We start from the raw sequence: 21,520 nt of genomic DNA, 5'->3' as shown, positions 1-21,520 counted from the left end.
AACAGTACTTTTGTCTCGGACGACGCTCCCGTGTTGTCCTCGCAAAATCTGGACCAAAAAGTCCAGTCCCCGCTGCTTAGTTGACGTCGAACTCGATCGCCGCGCCCTGGCCGAAGCCGACACACAGCGTCGCCAGCCCGAGGCCGCCGCCGCGCTTCTGGAGTTCGTGGATCAGCGTCACCGGCAGACGCGCGCCCGAGGCCCCCAGCGGGTGGCCCAGCGCGATCGCCCCGCCGTTGACGTTGAAGATGTCGGGGTCGATGCCGAGTTCGTCGCGGGAGTAGAGCGACTGGCTCGCGAAGGCCTCGTTGAGTTCCACGAGGTCGTACTCGTCGATGTCGCGGTCGTTTCGCTCAAGCAGGCCCCGCGTCGCGGGCACCGGACCGATCCCCATGACGGTCGGGTCGACGCCGGCGACGTTGTTCCGGCCGACTTCGGCCATGATCTCGAGGTCGTGTTCCTCGGCGAAGGCCTCGCTGGTGACCAGCAGGGCGGCCGCGCCGTCGGAGATCTGGGAGGCGTTACCGGGCGTGACGCTACCGTCCTCCTTGAAGACGGTGGGGAGTTCGGCGAGTTTCTCGGGGGTCGTGCCCGGTCGGATGCCCTCGTCTTCCTCGACGGTGCCGTCCTCGGTTTCGATCGGGACGATCTCGTCGTCGAAGCGGCCCTCCTCGGTCGCCTCGGTGGCGCGTTGCTGGCTGCGGGCGGCGTACTCGTCCTGCTCTTCGCGGCTGACGCCGTACTCCTCGGCGACTTTCTCGGCGGTCATCCCCATCTGGAGATCGCCGAGGTCGTACAGTTCGGAGATCTTCGGGTGAATGTGGCCGTAGCTCTCGCCCATCGCGACGCGGCTCATGCTCTCGACGCCGCCGGCGATGATGGCGTCTCGGTTGCCGGCCGCGATGGCGTCGGAGGCGGAGATGACCGACTGCATCGAGGAGGCACACCAGCGGTTGATCGTCGTCGCGGGAACCGACTCGCCCAGCTCGGAGAGCAGGGCGATGACGCGGGCGAGGTTGTTGTCCTGTTCCTCGCGCTGCTGGGCACAGCCCCACATCAGGTCGTCGATCTCCTCGCCGGAGAGGCCGGTTTCGGCCAGGATCTCGTCGATCAGTGGCACCGAGAGGTCCTCGCTGCGAACGTCCGCGTACACGCCGTCTTCTTTCCCCTGTGGCGTCCGTACCGCCTTGACTACGACTGGCGTCTGTGACATATACTACCGCATGCCCCTCACGGACTTAAATCCGGTCGAACTCCGGCTGGCGGGAAAAGTGTTTACGGGCCGAGTTGCGGGTCCGCCGGCCGGCCGTCGTCGCCGACCTACGACCCGCCGGAGTCGACGGCGGGGGTCGATCGCGCCGCCCTCGAGCCGGTCGGCTCGAGAACAACCCTTATCTCGGATAGCTGGTAATACGCGGGCATGGACGAGGACGGACTGGACGCGTCTCGGTTCGAGGGCGACGACGCCGAATCGGACCGCGATCCCGAACCCGAACCCGCTGGGACGGCAGACGAGGACGGCGACGGCGGCTCGATGCCGGGGGTGCCGGACCCCGACCCGCAGGACGACGACGTCCCCGAGGACGTACAGAAGTATGCCCGGTTCACGAAGATGGACGGCGCGCAGTACGACCGGGTCAACGAGTTCCTCCGGGACCGCACGTACATCACCGCCCGCGAGTGGGCCATCGCGCGGCTCTGTTCGGACTTCCGGACCGAGACCGGCGTCGAGATGACCAAGATCGGCGAGAACCTCCCCGAACTCGTCCCCTTCATGACCGACACCTACTCCCCGCAGGCGGTCAATCAGGCACGAGCCTCCTTCGAGGAGAAGGTCCGAACCGCCGGCGCGACCTTCCTCTACGGCGCGATGTGTGATTTCTTCACCGCCGAGGAACTCGACGACGTGATGTACGAGGCCACCGAGGTCGCCAAGTTCCTCCTCGAGGTCGAGGGCGTCGACCTCTCGGTCGAGGAGGAACTCGAGGCCGAAGAGCGCATCTCGAGCGTCATGCGGGAGGTCCGCGAGGCCAGCGAAGAGTTGCGCGCGGCGGACCTCGCCGAGAGCGAGGAGTAGGCGAGTGACAGAAAACGGTAATATGGCTGTAGTGAGTCGACACGGATATGAACGACTCTCGTGACGAACGGTCGGGCTCGGCCGACGACGGCGACCGCTCGCCCGGACTGATCGGTGCCGGCATTGGCGTCCTCGAGTTGCCGGTGTTTGGCTATCTCGGGCTCGTACTGTTCGGCCAACCGATCTTCGGCGCGTTCGTCGGGCTCGTGATGGGGCTCGGAACGTACCTTTCTTTTCCCGCCCTCGTGGCGGACGACGACTCCAGCGAGATCGAGACGACTCCGGAACCCGTCGGCGACCAGCTCCGTCGATTCCACCGCACGGCGGCCGGGCTCGCGCTCCCGCCGGCGGGGATCCTGTTGCTCGCGTGGCGGTTCGTCAACGAGAACGTCCTGCTTGGGGTCCTCGCGACGGCCGTGATCGGCCTGGCGATTTACGCCCCGCTTGCAGTGTTGCTGCCGCGCCGACTCTCCTGACGCGGCCGATCGTTGCGCTTGCGCGTCCGCTACTTATGCCCGCTCGAGGGCTATGCCACTCGCATGACGGACCTTCCACTGGCACCCGACGGCGGCTGGGAATCGCTCTATCTCGCGGGCGACTGGACCGACAGCGGCGATCGCGACGCGATCTCCGTCGAGAACCCCTACACGCGCGAGGCGATCGCGTCCGTCCCGGCGGGGACCGAGGACGACGTCGACCGGGCCTACGAGACCGCCGCGTCGGCACAGGAGGCGTGGGCCCAGCAACCGCCGCAGGCCCGCGCGGGCGTGATCAACGCGGCCGTCGAGTTCGTCGGCGACCACCGCGAGGAGGTCGCCGAGCTACTGGCCCGCGAGTCGGGGAGTACGCGAGTCAAATCCGAGGCCGAGTTACAGACGGCGAGGGGGATGATGCAACAGGCGGCCAGCTACCCGTTCCGGATGGACGGCCAGCACGCGGACTCGATCACGCCGGGCAAGGAGAACGTCGCGGAACGAGTGCCGGTCGGCGTCGTCGGCGTCATCTCGCCGTGGAACTTCCCGCTGCATCTCTCGATGCGGGCGGTCGCGCCCGCGATCGCGGCCGGGAACGCGGTCGTCCTCAAACCCGCCTCGAACACGCCGATCACGGGCGGGCTGCTGCTCGCGCGGATCTTCGAGGCCGCGGGCGTCCCCGAGGGGGTCCTCAGCGTCGTCCCCGGCCGCGGCTCCGAGATCGGCGACGCGGTCGCCGGCCACGAGGTCCCCCGGACCATCGCCTTCACCGGCTCGACCGAGATCGGACAGGGGGTCGCCGCCACGGCGGCTCGCAACTGCGCCCTGCCCGCCATGGAACTCGGCGGGAACAACGTCCACGTCGTCACCGACGACGCCGACCTCGAGCGGGCCGTCGACGGCGGCGTCTTCGGTTCCTTTCTGCACCAGGGCCAGATCTGCATCTCCATCAACCGCCACCTGGTCCACGAGGACGTCTACGACGAGTACGTCGACGCGCTGGCCGACCGGGCCGCGTCGCTGCCGACCGGCGATCCGACCGACGACGACACCGTCATCGGTCCCATCATCGACGAGAGTCAGCGCGATCAGATCCTCGAGTACGTCGAGGAATCGGTCGACGCGGGCGCGACCCTCGAGACCGGCGGCGACCACGATGGACTCGTCGTCGAGCCCACAGTCCTCTCCGACGCCGACAACGACATGGCCGCGGCCTGCAACGAACACTTCGGCCCCGTCGCGCCCGTGATCCCCTACGCGAGCGACGACGAGGCGATCGAACTGGCCAACGACACGATCCACGGTCTCTCGGGGTCGGTCCACAGCGAGACCATCGAACGGGCTCGCCGGATCGCGGACGGGATCGAGACGGGGATGATCCACATCAACGACCAGCCGGTCAACGACGAGCCCCACGTCCCCTTCGGCGGGATGAAGCAATCGGGCATGGGCCGGTACAACGGCGAGCAGATCCTCGAGGAAGTGACGACGACGAAGTGGATCTCGATCCAGCACGAGCCTCGCGAGTACCCGTTCTGAGTGCCACTTGGTCCACGGATCCACGGCGGTTCCGACCGTCTCGGTCCGTCGCTGTGTCCGATTCGATCGGGGTCCGCCCTCGCCGCTTCGTCTCGCTTCTCCCGGTTGGAAGCGTGGTCCTTATGACAATATAAGTTCACCAACTAGTAGGCATGGAACGCCGAACCTACCTGGTCACCGCTGGCATCGGCACCTCGTCCCTCCTTGCGGGCTGTCTGAGCGACGGTCCGAGCGACGACGAATCCGACGGCGACGACGAATCCGACGGCGACGACGAACCGGACCCCGATGGCGACGAGTCCGAACCCGAAAGCGAACCGGACCACGAACAGGTCATCGAAACCTACCTCGAGGCCGCTCAGGCCGAAGACCCCGACGCGATGGCCGCGGTCGTCCACAGCGCGAGCCCGTTACAGGGGCTGCTCACCGATCCGGAGTGGGAATTCGAATCGAGCGGCTCCGCCGATCTCGACGCCCTCGAGACCGAGGTCGTGACGGCCGACGGCTCCGTCGCGGACGTCCGCGAACTGGAGGGTGCCGAGTTCTGGTTCGCGGAGTCCGACCTCGAGTCCGAGATCGACGACGCGGAGATCGTGCTGGTCCGCGCCGAACTGGACGATGCGGCCGTCGGCGACAGTGCCGGCGTCTACGCGCTCGTGACCGAAGGCGACGAGTGGAAGATCTTTTGGATCGACAGCGAGGACGACACCCCGGAAAACCCCGAGGAGGCGTTCGAGCCGGAGATCATCGACACCGACGACGACGTCGTCGAGCGGATCGAGTGGGGCGTCGACGCGGTGAACGCCCCCGAAGGCTCCGACTCCGACACCGGATACTACGCCCGCGTCCACCTTACCGACGAGCCCGGCCGCAAGGCCGATCTGATCCGCATCGAATCGACGATCGCCGACTCGAAGTTCGAGTTCTACGGTGAAGACAAGACCGAGCCGTCGACGTCGTGGGCGGGGACTTGGGCGAACGTTCGGCTCAACGCCGACGGCGATCAGATCGTCGTGACTGCCGTCCGCGGGGATACCGAGACGGTCGTCCATCGGGAACACTACGAGCCGTCGGACTGATCCCGTCGATCGGGATCGCGGATTTCGGCTCGAGGGCTGTCGTTGTGCTGCTCGCGGATTGCTCGCAGCGACATGCGAGGGTTGGGATTTGAACCACGCCCGAGAACCTGCTCGCGTATTCGCAGAATCTCGGTCTGATTCGAATCCCGCGTCTCGCAGACACGACTCTCACTGTCGTTCGAGTCGGTATGCGAGGGTTGGGATTTGAACCCAAGGACTCCTACGAGAGCGGGTCTTAAGCCCACCGCCGTTGGCCTGCTTGGCTACCCTCGCACAGAAGGCGTTCGATGGTTGTTCCGGGGTGGGGATGTGCGTTTCGGTGTGCGTTCGCGCCGTCGGCCTACCAGTCGACGCTCAACGTGCCGTCGCCGTGGGGATCGGGCGCGATCTCCTCGTCGGTCCGGCGGTCGACGACGTGGATACAGCCGTCGTCTTTCTTGGCCGGACAGACCTCCGCGGCGCGGACGTTGTGATCGAGGTCGTCCTCGGCGATGAAGTACTCCTCGGGCTGGGCCATTCCGGAGGCGATCGACATCTCCCAGTTGTCGCTGACCTCGGCGCACTTGCCCGCACCGAAGCACTTGTTGGCCTCGAAGATGATCTTGTAGGGTTTCTCGTCGACCGGGGGCGCGTCGCCGGAACCGACGTCGCTGGCCTGCTGGATACCGTCGTCGTCGCTCATGTGTCCCCGTTCGAGCGAGCGGCCTTTCGCGTTACGGTTGGCGCGAGTCACGGTATCGATTCCACCCGCCGTGAACCAGCGACGCCACTGCTGGGTTCGATTCGAGACCGGTTCGGCCGCTCGTCGTCGTGGCTGCTCTGTGGCGGGTGATTCGTCTCTCGGTATCGGGTGGCCGATCGCATCTCCCAGAAGTACCAATACGGTCATGTTATTGCACAACGCACAATATTGTTTCTAAAGAACAATACAATATCGGGGACAGGATCGCTGTTGCTACAAAACCTGCTGAGTGCGTTCACACTTTGGCCTAGTCGTGAAACGCATGGATACTGTGTCGAACCTCGTTTTGTTTCGGCAGTATTGCCCAGAAGATGTGTTTATACAGTGAATAAGGAATTGAGGAACTCATATACTCGACAAGGCTTATCGAGTGTCGGTACGTCTGCCGTTTCAAAATAGTTTTATGGTCTCTATCTCTTTGCCAGCTATTGTTTGGTAAATATGCAATAGTGTATGCGGGCCTCGGTATAGTTGTCGGATAGCTATATTACCACATGAGAGCCTCCGTTTCCGTGACGTGACCCCGCCGCATCGACCGGGACGGAGCAGCTGACCCGGCGTTGAAACCCACGATCACGATTACAAACATATGTGTGTAATGGGTGTCAGAACAGCGTGGACTCGAGCGATCCGATTTCGTCTCGAAGCAGTTGTGCCAACTCCTCGGCCGTCGACTCGTCGGTCGCCATGCGATAGGTCGGTCCGCCGACCGAGAACGCCCCGACGACCTCGCCGTTGGGGTCGGTTACGGCCGCCCCGATGGACCGATAGCCGTCGATCAACTCCTCGTCGTTGACCGCATATCCGCGACGGCGGATCGCCTCGAGTTCGTCGAACAGTTCGGCCTCGTCGGTGATGGTGTGGTCGGTCGTCGCCGGCAGCCCCCAGCGCTCGAGAATCTCGCCGACCCGGGATTCGGACATCGACGCCAGCAAGGCCTTTCCGGAGGCGCAGTTGTGCATGTAGAACCGGTTGCCCGCCCGGAACGGGCTGGATTCGGACAGACTCCGTCGGGACGACTCGCCGATCGCGTACTCGAGGGAGTACGCGCGGCCGTTCTCCTCGACGATGAAGTCGGCTTCGTGGCCGGTCGTTTCGGCGAGGGAGTAGACGTGCCGGCGCGCCGTCGCGTACAGCGGGTTTCGTCCGCGTGCGTGTTCGCCGAACGCGAGGAACTGGAGACCGACGTGGAAGGTGTCGCCGTCCCGGACGAGGAACCCCTCGTCGACCAGCGTGTGGAGGTGGTTGTGGACGGTGCTTTTCGCCAGCTCGAGGCGGTCGGCCAGTTCGCTCAGCGTGGCACCGTCGCTCTCGCGGACCGCGCGAACGAGTGCGAGCGACGTTTGCGTCGTCTTGACCGGCCGAGGGCGATCGTCGGTCATCGTTCGAAGTCGTCGTGTCGTCCGTGCATAAGGGTTCGGAATGTGTGAACCGTGTTCTGGGAGGATCGTCGAATTCACGGTTTATTTCTTGATGATTTACGATGCCAAATCGGTATTTGGGTAGTACCCTATCCGTCTATATATGCGTCACAGTACCACAGGCGATCGGTGGTGTGGCGTGCCGGGCTCCGGCTCCCGTCGGTGGCCGTCCGTTCGGAATGCGTGAACGGAAGACGGCGAACTCGATCGGCGCGGTCGATTCCGGCCGTTATCTCCCTCGTCGGCTCGGATTCGGTGTTCCGGCGTTCGCACCTTCGGAACGCGCTGCCGTCGGCGACCGCGGGCGGATCCGCACGACTGGTTCGGGCGGTGATCCGGTCGACCGGCGCTAATCGGCGCCGCAGTGGTTCGTCCACCCGCAGTGCTGACACCACTCCTCCGGTGTGTCTGTCAGTCGCCCACAGAGCGGACAGTTCGTCTCAGTCATCGTCGGTCGTAATGTCGGCGGACAGTCCCTGAGCCATCTCGATGTCTTTGGAGTTGTTCAGCGTCCAGGCGGTGCGCTCGGTGACGGCCTCGATCACTTCGCGACCGCTCGGGTAGCCGTTCCCGGACTTGTTGACGCCGCCAAAGGGCAGGTGAACCTCCGCGCCGATACACGGCAGGTTCCCGTACGCGAGTCCGACCTCGGCGTTGTCGCGGTAGTAGTTGATCTCGCGGTAGTCCTCCGAGATGATCGCTCCCGCGAGTCCGTACTCGGTGTCGTTGTGGATCTCGACGCCGTCCTCGATGTCGCCCGAGTACGTCATGAGCGCGACGTGGGGGCCGAAGACCTCCTCTTGTGTACATCGGAGGTCGGCGTCCGGGTCGGCCTCGTAGACGAACGGGCCGATCCAGTGGCCGTCCTCGTGGCCGTCGGGCACTTCTGCGTCGGCCAGTTCGTCGCGGTCGACGAGGACGTTCACGTCTTCGCTTCGCGCGAGTTCGTTGTACTCGAGGACCTTCTCCTTGTGTTCGCCCTCGACGAGCGGCCCCATGAACGTGTCTTCGGCCAGCGGGTCGCCGACCGCGATGTTCTCGGCGATCTCGACGAAGCGCTTTTTGAACTCGTCGTAGACATCCTCGTGGACGATCAGCCGTTCGGCGGAGACACAGCGCTGGCCGGTGGTCTTGAACGAACTCATGACCGCCGAGTGGACGGCCGTATCGAGGTCGGCCTCGTCGCTGATGACGACGGCGTTCTTGCCGCCCATCTCGCAGGCCGCGAGCTTGCCGGGCTGTTCGGCGACGGTTTGAGCGACCTCTTGACCGACCTCGGCCGAACCGGTAAAGAGAACGGTGTCGACGCGTGGGTCGTCGACGATCGAGGCCCCAGCGTCGCCGAAGCCCTGTACCATGTTGAACACGCCGTCGGGGATCCCCGCGTCCTCGAACATCTCGGCGATGATCTGGCCACACCACGGGGTCTGCTCGGCGGGCTTCCAGACCACGGTGTTGCCCTCGACCAGCGAGACGGCCATGTGCCAGAACGGGATCGCGACGGGGAAGTTCCAGGGCGTGATACAGCCGACGACGCCCCGGGGCTTGCGGCGCATGTACGCGTCCTTGCTCCCGATCTCGGAGGGGACGACGTCACCGTGTGGGTGGCGGGCGTTGCCCGCGGCCCACTCGACCATGTGTGCGGCTTCGACGACGTCGGCTTTCCCTTCGGAGATCTCCTTGCCACACTCCTTGGTGACGATCTCGCCGAGTTCGTCCGTCCGCTCGCGCAGTTCGTGGTAGATATCCCAGAGGAACTCCGCGCGGTCGATGTGCGACAGGTCGCGCCACTCCTCCTGTGCCGCCTCCGCGGCCTCGAGGGCTCGATCGACGTCGGATTGCGTTCCGCGGTGGAAGGTGCGCAACGTCTCGCCAGTCGCCGGGTTCTCGCTTGCGAAGGTTTCCTCGCCCTCGCCGTCCGTCCATTCGCCGTCGATGTAGTGTCGGTCGGGTTGCTCTGTCGTCTGCTGGCTCATACAGTACGGATGACGGATCACGGCGGAATAACCACGGCCTCCCATGGTCGGGCGCGCCGTCCCCGGTGACGATCGACGATGGAGATCGCGACGCGACCCGTGCTTTCGGCTCGCGGCGCGGTACGGGTCCGACACGAGTCCACGACCGGTCCATGATATCGGTATTCAGTATGTTTATAGTCCTCACGGCGTACTGTCCGAGTAGAATCGACACATGAGCAGTACGAGTTCGACGACGACCACGACAGGGGCGACCGACGGGACGCGACTCACGCTCGATATCTGGCATCCGAACTGCTGGGGCCTGCAGGCGACCGAGGCAGTCGACGCCGGCTTGCTCGTCCACACCGTCCACCGAACCGTCGAGGAGACGGTCAAGGGTCACTTCACCGTCTACGCCGACACGACGGCACAACTCGACGAGTTCGTCGCGTTCGCGGCCGAGTCTCCGCTAACGCACTCGACGGTTGAACTCGGCCAGCGCCCCACGACGGCACCGAACCCGGGGAACGCGACGCGCGAACTGTTCGTCGAGTACGAGCCCGAACACAGTATCAGCGACACGCTCGTCTCGCATGGCTTCATCCACGACGCGTCGGTGCGCGTCGAGGGCGGCGTCGAACACTGGCCGGTCTTCGTCGCCGGCGGTCGCGACGAGATCCGGCGTCGACTCGAGGCCATCCGGGCCGAGACGGACGCGGAGATTTCGATCAGTCGGGTCGCCACGCCCGACGGCGGTCCGTCGGAGACCGCCGATCGGACGGATCTCCTTACGCCGCGCCAGCGTGAGGCGTTCGAACTCGCCTGCGAGCGGAACTACTACGCGTGGCCCCGCGAGATCAGCACGCGCGAACTCGCGGACGAACTCGGCGTCTCGAAGACGACGCTGCTCGAGCATCTCCGGAAGGCCGAAGCGAAACTGCTCAACCCCGACGACGTCTGATCGCTATGTATTATTTCGCGTTTTGACGGGCGAATCTTTTGGTCGGGTATCCATTTAGGTGCCTGTCGTCCCAGCAGTCCGGTATGATACCACCGATCGCGAGCCGGTTCGTCGCCGGAACGACTGCGTCAGGCGCTCTGGACCACGTTTCGGAGTGTAACGAAGCGGGGATGGGCGGCATCCTGAACCTCCTCGGCGAACACTACGACGATCCCGAACCCGCCGCGGAGGACGCCGACGCGTACTGTCACCTCGTCTCCGAACTGGCCAGTCGTGGCCTGAACGGCAGCGTCTCGGTCAAACCGTCCCAGATCGGTATCGACGTCGGACCGGACGTCTTCAGGGAAAACTTCGAACGAATCGTCGAGACGGCGGCGGCCGAGGACGTGTTCGTCTGGTGTGACATGGAAGACCACACGACGACCGACACGACGCTCGACGCCGTCGAAGCGACGGCCCGGGACCATCCCCACGGCGTCGGCGTCGCGATTCAGGCGAACCTCACGCGGACGCGCGATGACCTCCGTCGCCTCGCTGACGTTCCCGCCGCCGTCCGGCTGGTGAAAGGCGCCTACGACGAACCGTCGTCGGTCGCCCTCGACTCGAAATCGGCCGTCGACGACGCCTACGAGGACCACCTCGAGTTCCTGTTTCGCGAATTCGACCAGGGTGTCGCGGTCGGGAGCCACGACCCGGCAATGCTTCAGGTCGCGGTCGACCTCCACAAGGAGTACGGGACGCCGTTCGAGATCCAGATGCTGATGGGGGTCCGCGAGGACGCCCAGCGCGAACTCGCCGCGAAGGGGTACGAGGTCAATCAGTACGTCCCCTACGGCGACAAGTGGATGCAGTACTTCTACCGACGGATCCGCGAGCGCAAGGAGAACGCACTGTTTGCGCTCCGCGCCGTTGTCGGCGTCTGATCGGACTACGGGGTTCGCGACGGCGTCGTCTACCAGCTCGCTCGAGCGTCGGCTCTCTGATTCTTCCGCGCTGATACGTGCGATATAAAGGGTGCAAATTCGGTATATTTATTTGTGGGTAGTAAGCACACGCCACTATGCCAGAGAGTGGATCAGTCGAATTGATCTGGTTATTCGGACCGTTCGTCCTGTACCTAGCGATGCTCGTCGTCTACTACGTCTGGGAAGGGAAGCGAGAGAAACGACTCCGCGAGCGCTACGAGGAGGCGAAACATGGCCAGTGAGGGGTTAGCCGGCTCGGCCGGGAGCTGGGTCCTCGGAACGTTCGCCGTCTACCTGCTTGTCCTCCTCGGTATCGGACTGTACTCCTCGCGTCTCATGGATTCCGTCGACGACTACGTCATCGGCGGTCGGAGCGTCGGCCCGGTCGTCACCGGCTTCTCCGAACGTGCCTCCGAGATGAGCGGCTGGCTCACGCTCGGTGTCCCGAGTGACGCGTTCGGGACCGGCGTGATGGCCTTCTACAACGGGCTCGGGATGATCCCCGCCGACCTGTTCGCGTGGGCCGGCATCGCGAAACGCCTCCGGAAGTACACCGAGATCGTGAAGGCAGTTACGTTACCGACCTTCTTCGAGACACGTCTGCAGGACGACACCGGCTACGTCAAAGGCGTCTCCGCGTTCGTCCTGATGCTCTTCGAAGGCGGATACGTCGGCGCACAGATCGTCGCCGCCGGGACGTTGCTCGAGGTCCTCACCGGCGTCTCGTCGCTGGTCGGGATCCTCGTCGGCGGCGTCATCGTCGTCGGCTACACCATGCTCGGCGGCTACTTCGCGGTCGCGTGGTCGGACTACGTCCAGGGTGCGATCATTCTGGTCGCGTTCATCATCCTGCCGATCATCGCCTTTACCAACTACGGGCTCCCGTTCGGCGACCTCGCGTCCGTCGGGAGTTCGTACACGAGCGTCACGGCCGGCATGACCGGTTGGGCCGCGATCTTCGGGATCATCAGCTACGCCGCCATCGGGCTCGGCATTCCCGGGAACCCGCACGTGATGGTCCGATTCATGGGGATCGACGAGGTCGAGAACATTCGTCTCGCGGCGCTGGTCGCCCAACTGTTCATGTTCGTCGCCTACATCGGCGCCGGCTTCGTCGGGCTGTACGCGCTGGTCGTCTTCGGGCAGGGCGGCATCGAGGACCCGAACAACGTCATGCCGCTGCTCACGCTCGAGTTCTTCCCCGGTGCGATCGCGGGGATCATCCTGGCGGCCGCTCTCGCCGCGATGATGTCCAGTGCCGACTCGCAGCTGCTAGTCGCGACGAGTGCCATCGTCGAGGACGTCTATCACGGCTACGTCAACCCGGACGCGAGCCAGGAGCGGCTCGTTCGCTACTCCCAGTACGTCACGCTCGGACTCGGCGCAGCCAGCGTCGCGTTTGCGCTCCTCGCACAGAACACGCCGATCTACACGCTCGTCCTCGACTACGCGTGGGGCGGCCTCGGCGCGGCCATCGGACCGACGCTCATCGCGGCCGTGTGGTGGAAACGGGTCACCGCGACGGGCTCCGTCGCGAGCATGATCGTCGGGACCACGACGATGGTCATCTGGACGCAGCTGTCGACCATCCTCGAACTGCTCGGCCTCATGGGGGCCATCGAGGGGTCGTCGTTCCTCACGGGGCTGGTCGGCGTCTACGGGCTCTTCCCCGCGTTCATCCTCTCGACGGCGACACTCATCGTCGTCTCGCTGCTGACGACGCCGCCCGAGGGCGTCGACGATCACTTCGATTCCTTCAACAAACCGCTCTCGTCCCTCTCGAGCGCCGACGATCCGACCGGGACTCCCGACTACGTGACCGACGGCGGTCGCGACGTCGAACCAAAGGCCGTCACGGAAACCGACACCATTCGCGCACACGTGACCGCCAGCGAGTACTGGGACGAGGGTGACGAGTAAATGAGCGACGCGCGCCGACGCTCGGTCGAGCCCGCGACGCTCACGGGCGAGTCGCATGACCGAGCCGCCCTTACCGTCATCGAACCGACGGTGACGCGCGAGGACGTCGACTCGAGCGGTCGCGTCGGCGCGGTCGCGTACCCGTATCGGATCTACGACGCCGTCGCGACGATCGAACGACCGCTGCTTTCGGACCGCGACATCGAGTACGTCGTCAGCGTCGACCGCGCTCGCCGGCTCGCCGTCAGGGCCGACGTGTTTCCCGACACCGTCACGGAAACCGTCGACGACGTCCTTCTCCTCCCGTCGGAACTCTCCGACGCGCAGGTCCGAGACAAGGCCGAAGACGCGGTGTTCACGTGGACGCTCCGGAAAGTCGCCGTCGGCTCCGCGCCGGACCTGACCTTCGAACGGTCGGTCGACGCCCACAAACTGTTCTGGATCGCGTCCCGCCCCGACGGGGACGTCATCGTCGATAGCGTCCGCGGCACGGAGATGCCACTGACGGAGTGAGCCGGGACGGGGATCGACTCGGCCGCCGCCCCACGCGGCGCTCGTCTCGAGTCTGCCCGTCTCCACCGACCCTGAGAAGTCGAGATCCGCGTGCTGATTCCGCGTTCCGGTTCGCTTCTTCCACAAACCCACCATTCTCAATCACATATTGGAATATTGGTGTTATCTGACCGTAGCGAACCAAGCAGCGATACACACCGATCGATCGTGTACCGTCGGTGAAGACTACGCTAAGGGCACAAGCGCACTGTAAAACTCTTCTAACAGAGTTTTGCTCGGTTTCTTGAGACGAGGACGAAAGTCGGTCGCCACGTCTCGGAACGGAGGCCCTACTTTCGTCACTTCCCTCGAGATATCGGTGGCTCAAGGCCGGAAGGCCCGTATCTCTCTCGACGCCTGGTCGACTACATCGAGCGATCCCACGTCCGTCGCCGACCGGGGACCTGCGAGCGGTTGACGGCCCTCGAAAATGAACTCAAAATGGTTGGTAAGAGGACGTCTACTCATGCCGACATACTTTCGTGACAGTCGTCGTCGGTCCGCAGTTCTAGTGTCACTATAGTAGCCACTGAAACGATTTACACACTGATCGCGACGCAGTCGTGCGATCAGGTGTGCAATGACTTTCAGTGGCTACTATAGGTATCGAACGCAACCGGTCTCGTTCATGGAGGGCAGTTCCGGGCGATCCGGCCGGTGCCGAAGCGGCCCTCGGTTACGCCGGAACGTCTGCTGCCGGCGTCGGCAGATCGTACGTGACGCCGGTCAGTTCGCTCGAGACGCGCCAGAGCCGTCGGGCGGTGTCTTCGTCGTAGGAGCGGTCCGAGGAGGCCTGGCGTTCGGGCGTACCGCGCATGTTCATCAGGCCGCCAGGGCCGTAGTAGGCTCCGCCCTCGGCTTCGGGCGCGGTGGCGGCATACAGGGTCGGGAGCGCGCCCATCGCGGCCGATTGGGCTGCGACGGTGTTTAGTACCCTCATCGCGGCTTTGCGGAGTCGGCTGCCGCTCTGCTCGGGGCCGCGCAGCTGTAACTGGGTGTTCGCGTAGCCGGGATGGACCGCCATGCTCGCCGCGTTCGCGTCGGCGGTGAGCAGCCGGCGCTCGAGTTCGTAGGCGAACAGGACGTTCGCCAACTTCGACTGGGCGTAGGCGTCCCACTTGTCGTAGGACGTCTCGTGCTGGAGGTCGTCGAAGTCGATCTTGCCGTTCTCGTGGACGCCGCTCGAGACGGTGACGACCCGCGAGTCGGGCTCGGTCTCGAGCCCGAGGTTCTCGAGCAAGAGTCCGGTCAGCGCGAAGTGGCCGAGGTGGTTGACGCCGAACTGGGTCTCGAAGCCGTCGTCGGTCTCCGAGCGGGGAATCGCCATGACTCCGGCGTTGTTGATCAGGACGTCGATCGATTCCTCGAGCCGGCCCGCGAAGTCGCGAACGGACGCGAGGTCGCCCAGATCGCAGGCCTCGACGCGGAGGTCGGCACCGGGGATCTCCCCGCGGATATCGTCGGCCGCGTCCGCGCCGCGCTCGGTGCTGCGACAGGCCATGATCACCGTCGCACCGTTGCGCGCGAGTTCGCGCGTGGCCTCGAGGCCGATGCCGCTGTTCGCGCCGGTGATAACGATCGTCCGTCCGCTTTGGTCGGGGATGTCGTCGGCTGTCCAACCCATGGTGGTCGTACGGGCCGGCGGCCCTAAAACGGACGCGTCGATCACGCCTCGATTCCACGCGACGCCCACGGCGTGCGTGCGGTCACATCGCCCGGCCGAACGGCTCGAGCGAGTTTACTCGTAGTCGACGGAGACCGACTCGAGGACGACCTCTTCCTGAGGCTGGTCGTTGGCGTCGGTCTCGACGTTTCCGATCTCGTGGACGACGTCCATGCCGTCGGTGACCTTGCCGAACACGGCGTGGCGGTCGTCGAGATGGGGCTGGGCGTCGAGCGTGATGAAGAACTGCGAGCCGTTGGTGTCGGGCCCGGAGTTGGCCATGCTCAGGATCCCCTCGTCGTCGTGGCGTAGTTCGTCGTGGAACTCGTCGTCGAACTGGTAGCCGGGACCGCCGCGGCCGGTCTCGGTCGGGTCGCCGCCCTGAATCATGAAGCCCTCGATGACGCGGTGGAAGGCGACGTCGTCGTACAGGGGCTCGCCGTCGATCTCCTCGCCCGTCTCGGGGTCTTCCCAGGTCTTGCCGCCGGTCGCGAGCCCGACGAAGTTGTCGACGGTTCGGGGGGCCCGCTCGTCGTAGAGTTCGACCTCGATATCGCCGCGGTTCGTATGCAGGGTGGCAGTAACGTCTCCCATACCATGCGCGACGGCGGGCCGAGGGAAAACGGTAGTGGTCTCGAGACGGCGGGTACCGATTCCGACGGCGCTGTGACGGTCTCGAACGACGAGGGCCGGCCGCAGTTACATACCGTCGGCCGTGGAACGACCGATATGACTGACGGCGCACACACGGCGGAACGGGTGACGCTCGCGCGGCTCCCGTCGGGCGTGGCACTGACGACCACCGTCCACACCTATCGCGGCGCGGAGCCGGGGCCGACGCTGTACGTGCAGGCGGCCCAGCACGGTCGCGAGATCAACGGCACCGAAGTCCTCCGGCGGTTCCACGAGCGACTTCCCCTCGAGTCGCTGTCCGGAACCGTGATCGCCGTCCCCGTCGCGAACCCGCTAACGTTCGACCGGGTCTCGTATACGACGCCGAAGCAACTCGACAGCGTCCACCCGAACATGAACCGGATCTGGCCGGGCGACGCCGAGGGCAGCCTCCACCAGCGGCTGGCCGCCCGCCTCTGGGAGTACGTCACGGCGGCTGACGCCGTCGTCGACCTCCATACGGGGAGTCCCGACATGCTACCCCACGTCGTCTATCGCGAGGGCGACGAGCGCTCCCGCGGTCTCGCGGCGGCGTTCGGCACCGATCTCCTGCTGGCCGAGGGGGCCGGCGAAGACGCCCCCGACGAGTGGCATCGACGCGGTTTCGAGGGGAAGCTTCGGGTCGCCGCCGCCGAGGCAGGTATCCCGTCGATCACGCCGGAACTCGCCCACAACAAACAGATCCTCGAAGACGTCGTCGAGACGGGCGTGACGGGGCTGGTGGACGTCTGTCGACACCTCGACGCGCTCCCCGGTGCTGTCCCCGAGCGCGACCAGCGGAGCGCCCGCAACCACCTCGGACAGGTTTCCGCGGCCGACGCCGGACTCTTCCGGCCGACGCCCGGGCTCGCCGTCGGCGACGAGGTCGCCGAGGGTGCGCCGATCGGAACGGTGTACGACCCGACGACCTACGACGCGCTTCAGGAGGCCCGCACGGACCGTGGCGGGCTCCTCTACGCGCTCACGCGCGAGGCGACGGTGACCGCGGGCGATCAGCTCGCAAGCGTGGCCATCCCCGCCGAGCGGTGATCGGATCGGCGCTCAACCGTCCACGATAGCCGGGAGCGCCGACAGCGTCTCGATATCGTACGTCGGCGTGACCGAGAGTTCGTCGTCGCGACAGTGCCGGCGACGGACGAACGCGGAGTCGATGCCAGCGCGGTGGGCCGCGATCACGTCGTGTTCGCTGTCGCCGACGTAGAGTGCCGAATCGGCCTCGAGATCGGCGAGAGCCCGCTCGAGGAAGTGGGGATCCGGCTTCTTCACCTGCAGGCTCTCGATCGTCTTCGGGCGACCGTAATAGGTCTCGAACAGCGAGTCGAGTCGAACGCATCCAGGACGAATTCGATCGTACTGTGGTGGTTGTTGCTCACGACGCCTCGGTCCTGTGGAAGGTCCGCGATCGTCGCCACGTCGTCGTATCGGTCTCGAGTACCGGCCCTGAACGCTGCGAACTGGGAGCGTTCGTCGTGGCGTTCGCGGGCTTCCCAGAACGTCGTCGGCTCGAGGTCGTACTCGGCACAGATCTCGTGTAGGACTTCGACGGTCACGCCGCTCACGATGTCGTCGAGGTGATCGGGGGCGACGTCGTCGACGCCCGCTTCCCAAAATGCAGCCTGCGTCGCCTCGAGTTGGGTTTCGGACGCCGGCGGCTCGACGAGTATCCCGTCGCTGTCGAATAGCACTGCGTCGTATCCTGTCACGTGGTTACGCAATTCAGAACGGCGAATTGGGCGTTTCGATTCACCGGCTTGCAGCGGTTCCGAACGACGACACGGGGTCGCCGTACTCACGGAACGCCGTTAGCACGTCGAGAATCCGCCGTCGACGACCAGCCCGTGGCCGCTGACGAACGAGGCCTCGTCGCTGGCAAGAAAGAGGATGGCGTTCGCGATCTCCTCGGGCTCGCCCAGTCGCTTGAGCGGGTAGTCCTCGATCATCTCCGCTCTGGCTACCTCCGGGTCGTCCTGCTGTGCGAGAAAGCCCTCGAGCATCTGTGTCTCGGTGAAGCCGGGACAGACGGCGTTGGCGCGGACGCCGTAGGGGCCGGCCTCGGCCGCGACCGTCCGAGTCATGTTCAATACGGCGGCCTTGGTCGTCGAGTAGGCCGCCTGCTTGGGGAGCCCGAGAATGCTCGCCAGCGAACCGACGTTGACGATCGAGCCGTGGCCCTGGTCTTTCATGTGGGGCAGCGCGGCCGAACAGCCGTTCCAGACGCCCTTGATGTTGATGTCGATCACGAAGTCCCGGGTCTCGTCGTCGAGGTCCTCGAGGTTCCCGCCGGGATGGCCGGTGCCGGCGTTGTTGACCATCACGTCGATGCCGTACTCCTCGGCCACGGTGTCGACGACGTCGTGGAACCCCTCGCTGTCGGTGACGTCGAGTTCGGCGAACTCCGCCTCGCCGCCGGCCGCCTCGATTCGCTCGACGGTCTCCTCGCCGCCCTCGATATCGACGTCCGTGACGATGACGCGTGCCCCTTCCTCGGCACACCGCTTGGCGGTCGACCGACCGATCCCCGACGCCGCGCCTGTGATAACTACTGTCTTGTCTTCGAGTCGCATACCGTCCGTATCGGACGGCCGCCACATAAATTCGTTCATAATTTGCCGGCAGTACTCTGCCGATGTTCATCGGAACTCTCCGTCACGAAAACAGTGTAATCCCTTGCTCGAGTCCGACCGGCCACTCGCGGTGAGTCCGGCCAGTACCGTCAACAAATACTGGATAGTCGATACTATTCGAAACCACTATTTTATTTATAACTTTGATGGATCGGACCGCGGCCGCTCGGTCCTCTCCCGGATCGATGCCACAGTGGCTATACGATTTTGCCCGGAAAGCCGTTGTTGACTGTGGAAATACGTACGAACAGTGTGGCGGTAGCGACGAATAGGGGCTGGAACGCCGTCCGAGCCGATTGCCCCGTCTCGTTTCCGAGTAGTCCGGTTAAAGGACTCCATTCGTTCGATTTGGAACTATTTGGAACGACCCACGGACGATACCGGATTTTCGAACCAATCGCTCGAGGAGGAAGTTCTATCAGTAAAATAGTATACTTTGTACTCCGTTAGATAGGGTTTCGAACACCACTCGATGGGACCGGCGCCCCGGTCGCTCGTCGGCCGGCGACTGCCTATCGAACGCCGGCGGGGCCGCGGCGACCACCGGCCGACCACCGGCCGACTACCGGCCGACCACCGATGTCCTATTACAATCGTATGGCTGTAAATCCCTTGGGGAACGACCGCTTTTCGTGCCCGTCCACGGTTGCTGGGTTCCAACCGGCGTTCGTCTCGCTCTGTACTGCTGCGTTCGGCCTGACTGAACGGCTACGAGAACATCACGTTCACTTCGATCGTGTTCGCCGTCGACAGCAACCGGTCACGCAGGTCGTTTTCCTCCCACTCGTTCTCGAGGCGGTGTTGTGGGCCGGCGACGGTGACCGCCCCGTAGACGGTGCCGTCGTTGCCCAAGATCGGAGCGCCGATCGCGCTGATTCCCCGGAGGTACTCCCCGTTGTTGTACGCGACGCCGTCCTCCCGGATCGCGTCGAGTTCGTCGTAGAGCGTCTCTCGGTCGGTAATCGTGTTTTCGGAAAATGCCGGGAGCCCCCACTGTTCGATCACGTCTTCGACGCGCTCCTCGGGAAAGTGAGCGAGCATCGCCTTGCCGCCGGCCGAACTGTGGAGATAGGTGTGCGTGCCGACATCGATGTCGCTGGTAAAGGAACGGGTCCCCTCGCTGACGTTGATGACCGTCCCGAGCCCGTTCTGGTGTGTCGAACAGAGGACTCGCTCGCCGACCTGCGCCGACAGTTCGTCGATCGGCGCGTCGGCGGCCTCGTACAGCGGCTCGGCGTGTTTGACGTGTTCCCCGAAGGAGAGAAACCGGAGGCTTAGCCGGTATTCGTCGCCGTCCTGGACGACGTATCCCTTCGACCGCAGTGTCGTCAGATGGGCGTGTACCGTACTCTTTGCCACCCCCGTTCGCTCGGTGAGTTCGGTGACGCCGGCCCCTTCGGCCTGCCACAGTGCCTCGAGAATATCGAGGGTCTTCACCACCGCTTCGACCCGATTCCCTCCATCTACGCCCGGTGTTGTCATACACCACGTTCAACGATGGGTGCCAAAACTGTTCCGCTCTGCTGAACGCCGGTTACGGACGAAAAAATCGATTCAACTCCGAACCGACGCGGTTTTGGGCCCGAACCGGCGGATTCACGGCGATCGGCCCACTGCATGTCGACTGAAAACGAGTGTCATGGTAACGTTTATGTAGGGCGTCATGTGACGTAGATTATGGACTTCAGCGAACCGTCCGAAGCCGTCCAGATCAAGAAGGCACTCGACGAGTTCATCGATCAGGAGGTCGCCCCGCTCGAGAACGAGTACGACGAGTTCCTCGGCGCGGACTACGAGAAGGAGATCGTCGACGACGAGCATCGGCAGGTCCCCGAGTACCGCAATATCGTCGAGGAGATCCGCCAGAAATCCGTCGAGGCGGGCTTTTACGGCATGACGATGCCCGAGGAGGTCGGCGGCGGCGACGTCGACATCCTCACTCGCGCCATCGTCGGCGAACACATGTCCAATCGGCCGCCGGGCTTCCACAGCTCGATCTTCGGCGGTGCGGGCGGTCCGACGCCCATCCTGCTCGCCTGTGACGACCGACAGCGCGAGGAGTACCTCGAGCCGCTGATGGACGGCGAGATCACGACCTGTTTCGCGCTGACAGAGCCGGGCCACGGCAGCGACGCGCACTACATGGATACCACTGCGGAGAAAGACGGCGACGAGTGGGTCATCAGCGGGCAGAAGTGTTACATCACGAACGGACCGTACGCCGACTTCGCGATGGTGTTCGCTCGCACGAGCGGAGAGGACGGCGATCTGGGCGGGATCACCTGCTTCCTCGTCGACAAGGACAACCCGGGCTTCGAGGTGGGCAAGATCCACCGCGCGATGGGGATGACCCCCGGAACGCACTCGGAGTTGTACTTCAACGACTGTCGCGTCGGCGAGGAGCAGGTGCTGGGCGAGGTTGACAAGGGGTTCCAGTCCGCGATGGACTGGATCGGCGGCGGCCGGATCAACATCGCTGCCGGCTCCGTCGGGACGGCGCAGTTCCTGCTCGACATGTCGGTCGAGTACGCCCGGGAACGGGAGACGTTCGAGAAAAAGATCGGCCACCGACAGGGGATCTCCTTCCAGCTGGCCGAACTCGCGACCGACATCGAACAGGTCCGCCAGCTCTACCGCTACGCCGCCTGGAAGATGGACAACGGCGAGCGCGCTCGGAAAGAGGAGTCGATGGCGAAGCTCCGTGGCGCGAAACTGGCCAACGACGCCGCCGACATCGCGATGCAGGTCCACGGCGGGGCCGGCTTCATGAAGGACCTGCCGATCGAACGCAACTACCGCTCGGCGCGGGTCTTCCGCATCTTCGAGGGGACCGACGAGATCCAGAAACGGACGATCGCTCGCGAACTCATCTGA

19 protein-coding genes, 1 tRNA gene and 1 pseudogene are annotated in these 21,520 nt (G+C 64.6%); 11 read left to right on the top strand and 10 right to left on the bottom strand.

All coding sequences use genetic code 11. The features are described from left to right. Positions 1-76: 76 nt before the first annotated feature. Positions 77-1,213 (bottom strand): thiolase family protein, encoded by a 1,137-nt coding sequence (locus tag NP511_RS08840; RefSeq protein WP_049965475.1) that lies wholly within the window; start codon positions 1,211-1,213, stop codon positions 77-79. 207 nt (positions 1,214-1,420) lie between these two features. Here NP511_RS08840 and NP511_RS08835 point away from each other — a divergent pair, with 207 nt between their 5' ends. The 4 genes from NP511_RS08835 to NP511_RS08820 all read left to right on the top strand — a co-directional run bounded on the left by NP511_RS08835 (position 1,421) and on the right by NP511_RS08820 (position 5,168). Further along, a complete protein-coding gene (locus NP511_RS08835; protein ID WP_049965476.1) occupies positions 1,421-2,077 on the top strand; it encodes a DUF5806 family protein in 657 nt (218 codons plus the stop codon). Between the two features lie 47 nt (positions 2,078-2,124). Further along, positions 2,125-2,553: a hypothetical protein gene (locus NP511_RS08830; protein WP_006649822.1), complete on the top strand. Its 429-nt coding sequence runs from the start codon at positions 2,125-2,127 to the stop codon at positions 2,551-2,553. Between the two features lie 63 nt (positions 2,554-2,616). Next, positions 2,617-4,089: an aldehyde dehydrogenase family protein gene (locus NP511_RS08825; RefSeq protein ID WP_049965477.1), complete on the top strand. Its 1,473-nt coding sequence runs from the start codon at positions 2,617-2,619 to the stop codon at positions 4,087-4,089. Between the two features lie 152 nt (positions 4,090-4,241). Next, positions 4,242-5,168 carry a hypothetical protein gene (locus NP511_RS08820; protein WP_049965478.1) on the top strand — a complete coding sequence of 309 codons (927 nt, stop codon included), beginning with the start codon at positions 4,242-4,244 and terminating at the stop codon, positions 5,166-5,168. A 189-nt stretch (positions 5,169-5,357) separates the two neighbouring features. Here the strand turns inward: NP511_RS08820 and NP511_RS08815 are convergent. The 4 genes from NP511_RS08815 to NP511_RS08800 form a co-directional block, all read right to left on the bottom strand. Further along, positions 5,358-5,441, bottom strand: a tRNA-Leu gene (locus NP511_RS08815). 67 nt (positions 5,442-5,508) lie between these two features. Next, positions 5,509-5,850 (bottom strand): ferredoxin, encoded by a 342-nt coding sequence (locus NP511_RS08810; protein WP_049965479.1) that lies wholly within the window; start codon positions 5,848-5,850, stop codon positions 5,509-5,511. A 665-nt stretch (positions 5,851-6,515) separates the two neighbouring features. After that, the gene (locus tag NP511_RS08805; protein WP_006649825.1) at positions 6,516-7,292 is read right to left on the bottom strand and encodes an IclR family transcriptional regulator; all 777 of its coding nucleotides are present in this window, start codon (positions 7,290-7,292) and stop codon (positions 6,516-6,518) included. A gap of 479 nt (positions 7,293-7,771) precedes the next feature. Beyond that, on the bottom strand, positions 7,772-9,307 hold the full coding sequence (locus NP511_RS08800; protein WP_049965480.1) for an aldehyde dehydrogenase family protein: 1,536 nt from the start codon (positions 9,305-9,307) through the stop codon (positions 7,772-7,774). Between the two features lie 214 nt (positions 9,308-9,521). Here NP511_RS08800 and NP511_RS08795 point away from each other — a divergent pair, with 214 nt between their 5' ends. From NP511_RS08795 to NP511_RS08775, 5 genes are all read left to right on the top strand, one after another. After that, positions 9,522-10,250, top strand: a complete 729-nt coding sequence (locus NP511_RS08795; protein ID WP_049965481.1) for a helix-turn-helix domain-containing protein — start codon at positions 9,522-9,524, stop codon at positions 10,248-10,250. An 83-nt stretch (positions 10,251-10,333) separates the two neighbouring features. Beyond that, on the top strand, positions 10,334-11,173 hold the full coding sequence (locus tag NP511_RS08790; protein WP_049905748.1) for a proline dehydrogenase family protein: 840 nt from the start codon (positions 10,334-10,336) through the stop codon (positions 11,171-11,173). A gap of 137 nt (positions 11,174-11,310) precedes the next feature. Beyond that, positions 11,311-11,457 (top strand): hypothetical protein, encoded by a 147-nt coding sequence (locus NP511_RS08785; protein WP_162834893.1) that lies wholly within the window; start codon positions 11,311-11,313, stop codon positions 11,455-11,457. Further along, complete coding sequence (locus NP511_RS08780; protein ID WP_049965482.1) at positions 11,447-13,135, top strand: sodium/proline symporter; 1,689 nt, start codon at positions 11,447-11,449, stop codon at positions 13,133-13,135. Before NP511_RS08785 ends, NP511_RS08780 begins: the two co-directional genes overlap by 11 nt. Further along, entirely contained in the window at positions 13,136-13,648 is a 513-nt protein-coding gene (locus tag NP511_RS08775) for a hypothetical protein (protein ID WP_006649831.1), read from the top strand. A gap of 715 nt (positions 13,649-14,363) precedes the next feature. Here the strand turns inward: NP511_RS08775 and NP511_RS08770 are convergent. Both NP511_RS08770 and NP511_RS08765 read right to left on the bottom strand, forming a co-directional pair. After that, a complete protein-coding gene (locus NP511_RS08770; RefSeq protein ID WP_049965483.1) occupies positions 14,364-15,311 on the bottom strand; it encodes an oxidoreductase in 948 nt (315 codons plus the stop codon). Between the two features lie 114 nt (positions 15,312-15,425). Then, on the bottom strand, positions 15,426-15,944 hold the full coding sequence (locus NP511_RS08765) for a peptidylprolyl isomerase (protein ID WP_049965484.1): 519 nt from the start codon (positions 15,942-15,944) through the stop codon (positions 15,426-15,428). Positions 15,945-16,079: 135 nt separating this feature from the next. Here NP511_RS08765 and NP511_RS08760 point away from each other — a divergent pair, with 135 nt between their 5' ends. Further along, positions 16,080-17,051: a succinylglutamate desuccinylase/aspartoacylase family protein gene (locus NP511_RS08760; RefSeq protein ID WP_049965575.1), complete on the top strand. Its 972-nt coding sequence runs from the start codon at positions 16,080-16,082 to the stop codon at positions 17,049-17,051. Positions 17,052-17,063: 12 nt separating this feature from the next. On the opposite strand, the pseudogene NP511_RS08755 reads toward NP511_RS08760, so the two are convergent. The 3 genes and pseudogenes from NP511_RS08755 to NP511_RS08745 all read right to left on the bottom strand — a co-directional run bounded on the left by NP511_RS08755 (position 17,064) and on the right by NP511_RS08745 (position 20,128). Continuing rightward, positions 17,064-17,725: pseudogene (locus NP511_RS08755) on the bottom strand (HAD family hydrolase). A 99-nt stretch (positions 17,726-17,824) separates the two neighbouring features. Further along, complete coding sequence (locus NP511_RS08750; RefSeq protein ID WP_049965577.1) at positions 17,825-18,586, bottom strand: SDR family NAD(P)-dependent oxidoreductase; 762 nt, start codon at positions 18,584-18,586, stop codon at positions 17,825-17,827. Positions 18,587-19,354: 768 nt separating this feature from the next. Further along, positions 19,355-20,128: an IclR family transcriptional regulator gene (locus NP511_RS08745; protein WP_049965485.1), complete on the bottom strand. Its 774-nt coding sequence runs from the start codon at positions 20,126-20,128 to the stop codon at positions 19,355-19,357. A gap of 195 nt (positions 20,129-20,323) precedes the next feature. Here NP511_RS08745 and NP511_RS08740 point away from each other — a divergent pair, with 195 nt between their 5' ends. Continuing rightward, complete coding sequence (locus NP511_RS08740; protein WP_006649838.1) at positions 20,324-21,520, top strand: acyl-CoA dehydrogenase family protein; 1,197 nt, start codon at positions 20,324-20,326, stop codon at positions 21,518-21,520.

Source organism: Natrinema thermotolerans (assembly GCF_031165565.1).
Lineage (GTDB): Archaea > Halobacteriota > Halobacteria > Halobacteriales > Natrialbaceae > Natrinema > Natrinema thermotolerans.
The sequence above is the reverse complement of the archived record's forward strand: the minus strand, read 5'-3'. Positions and strand labels throughout refer to the sequence as shown.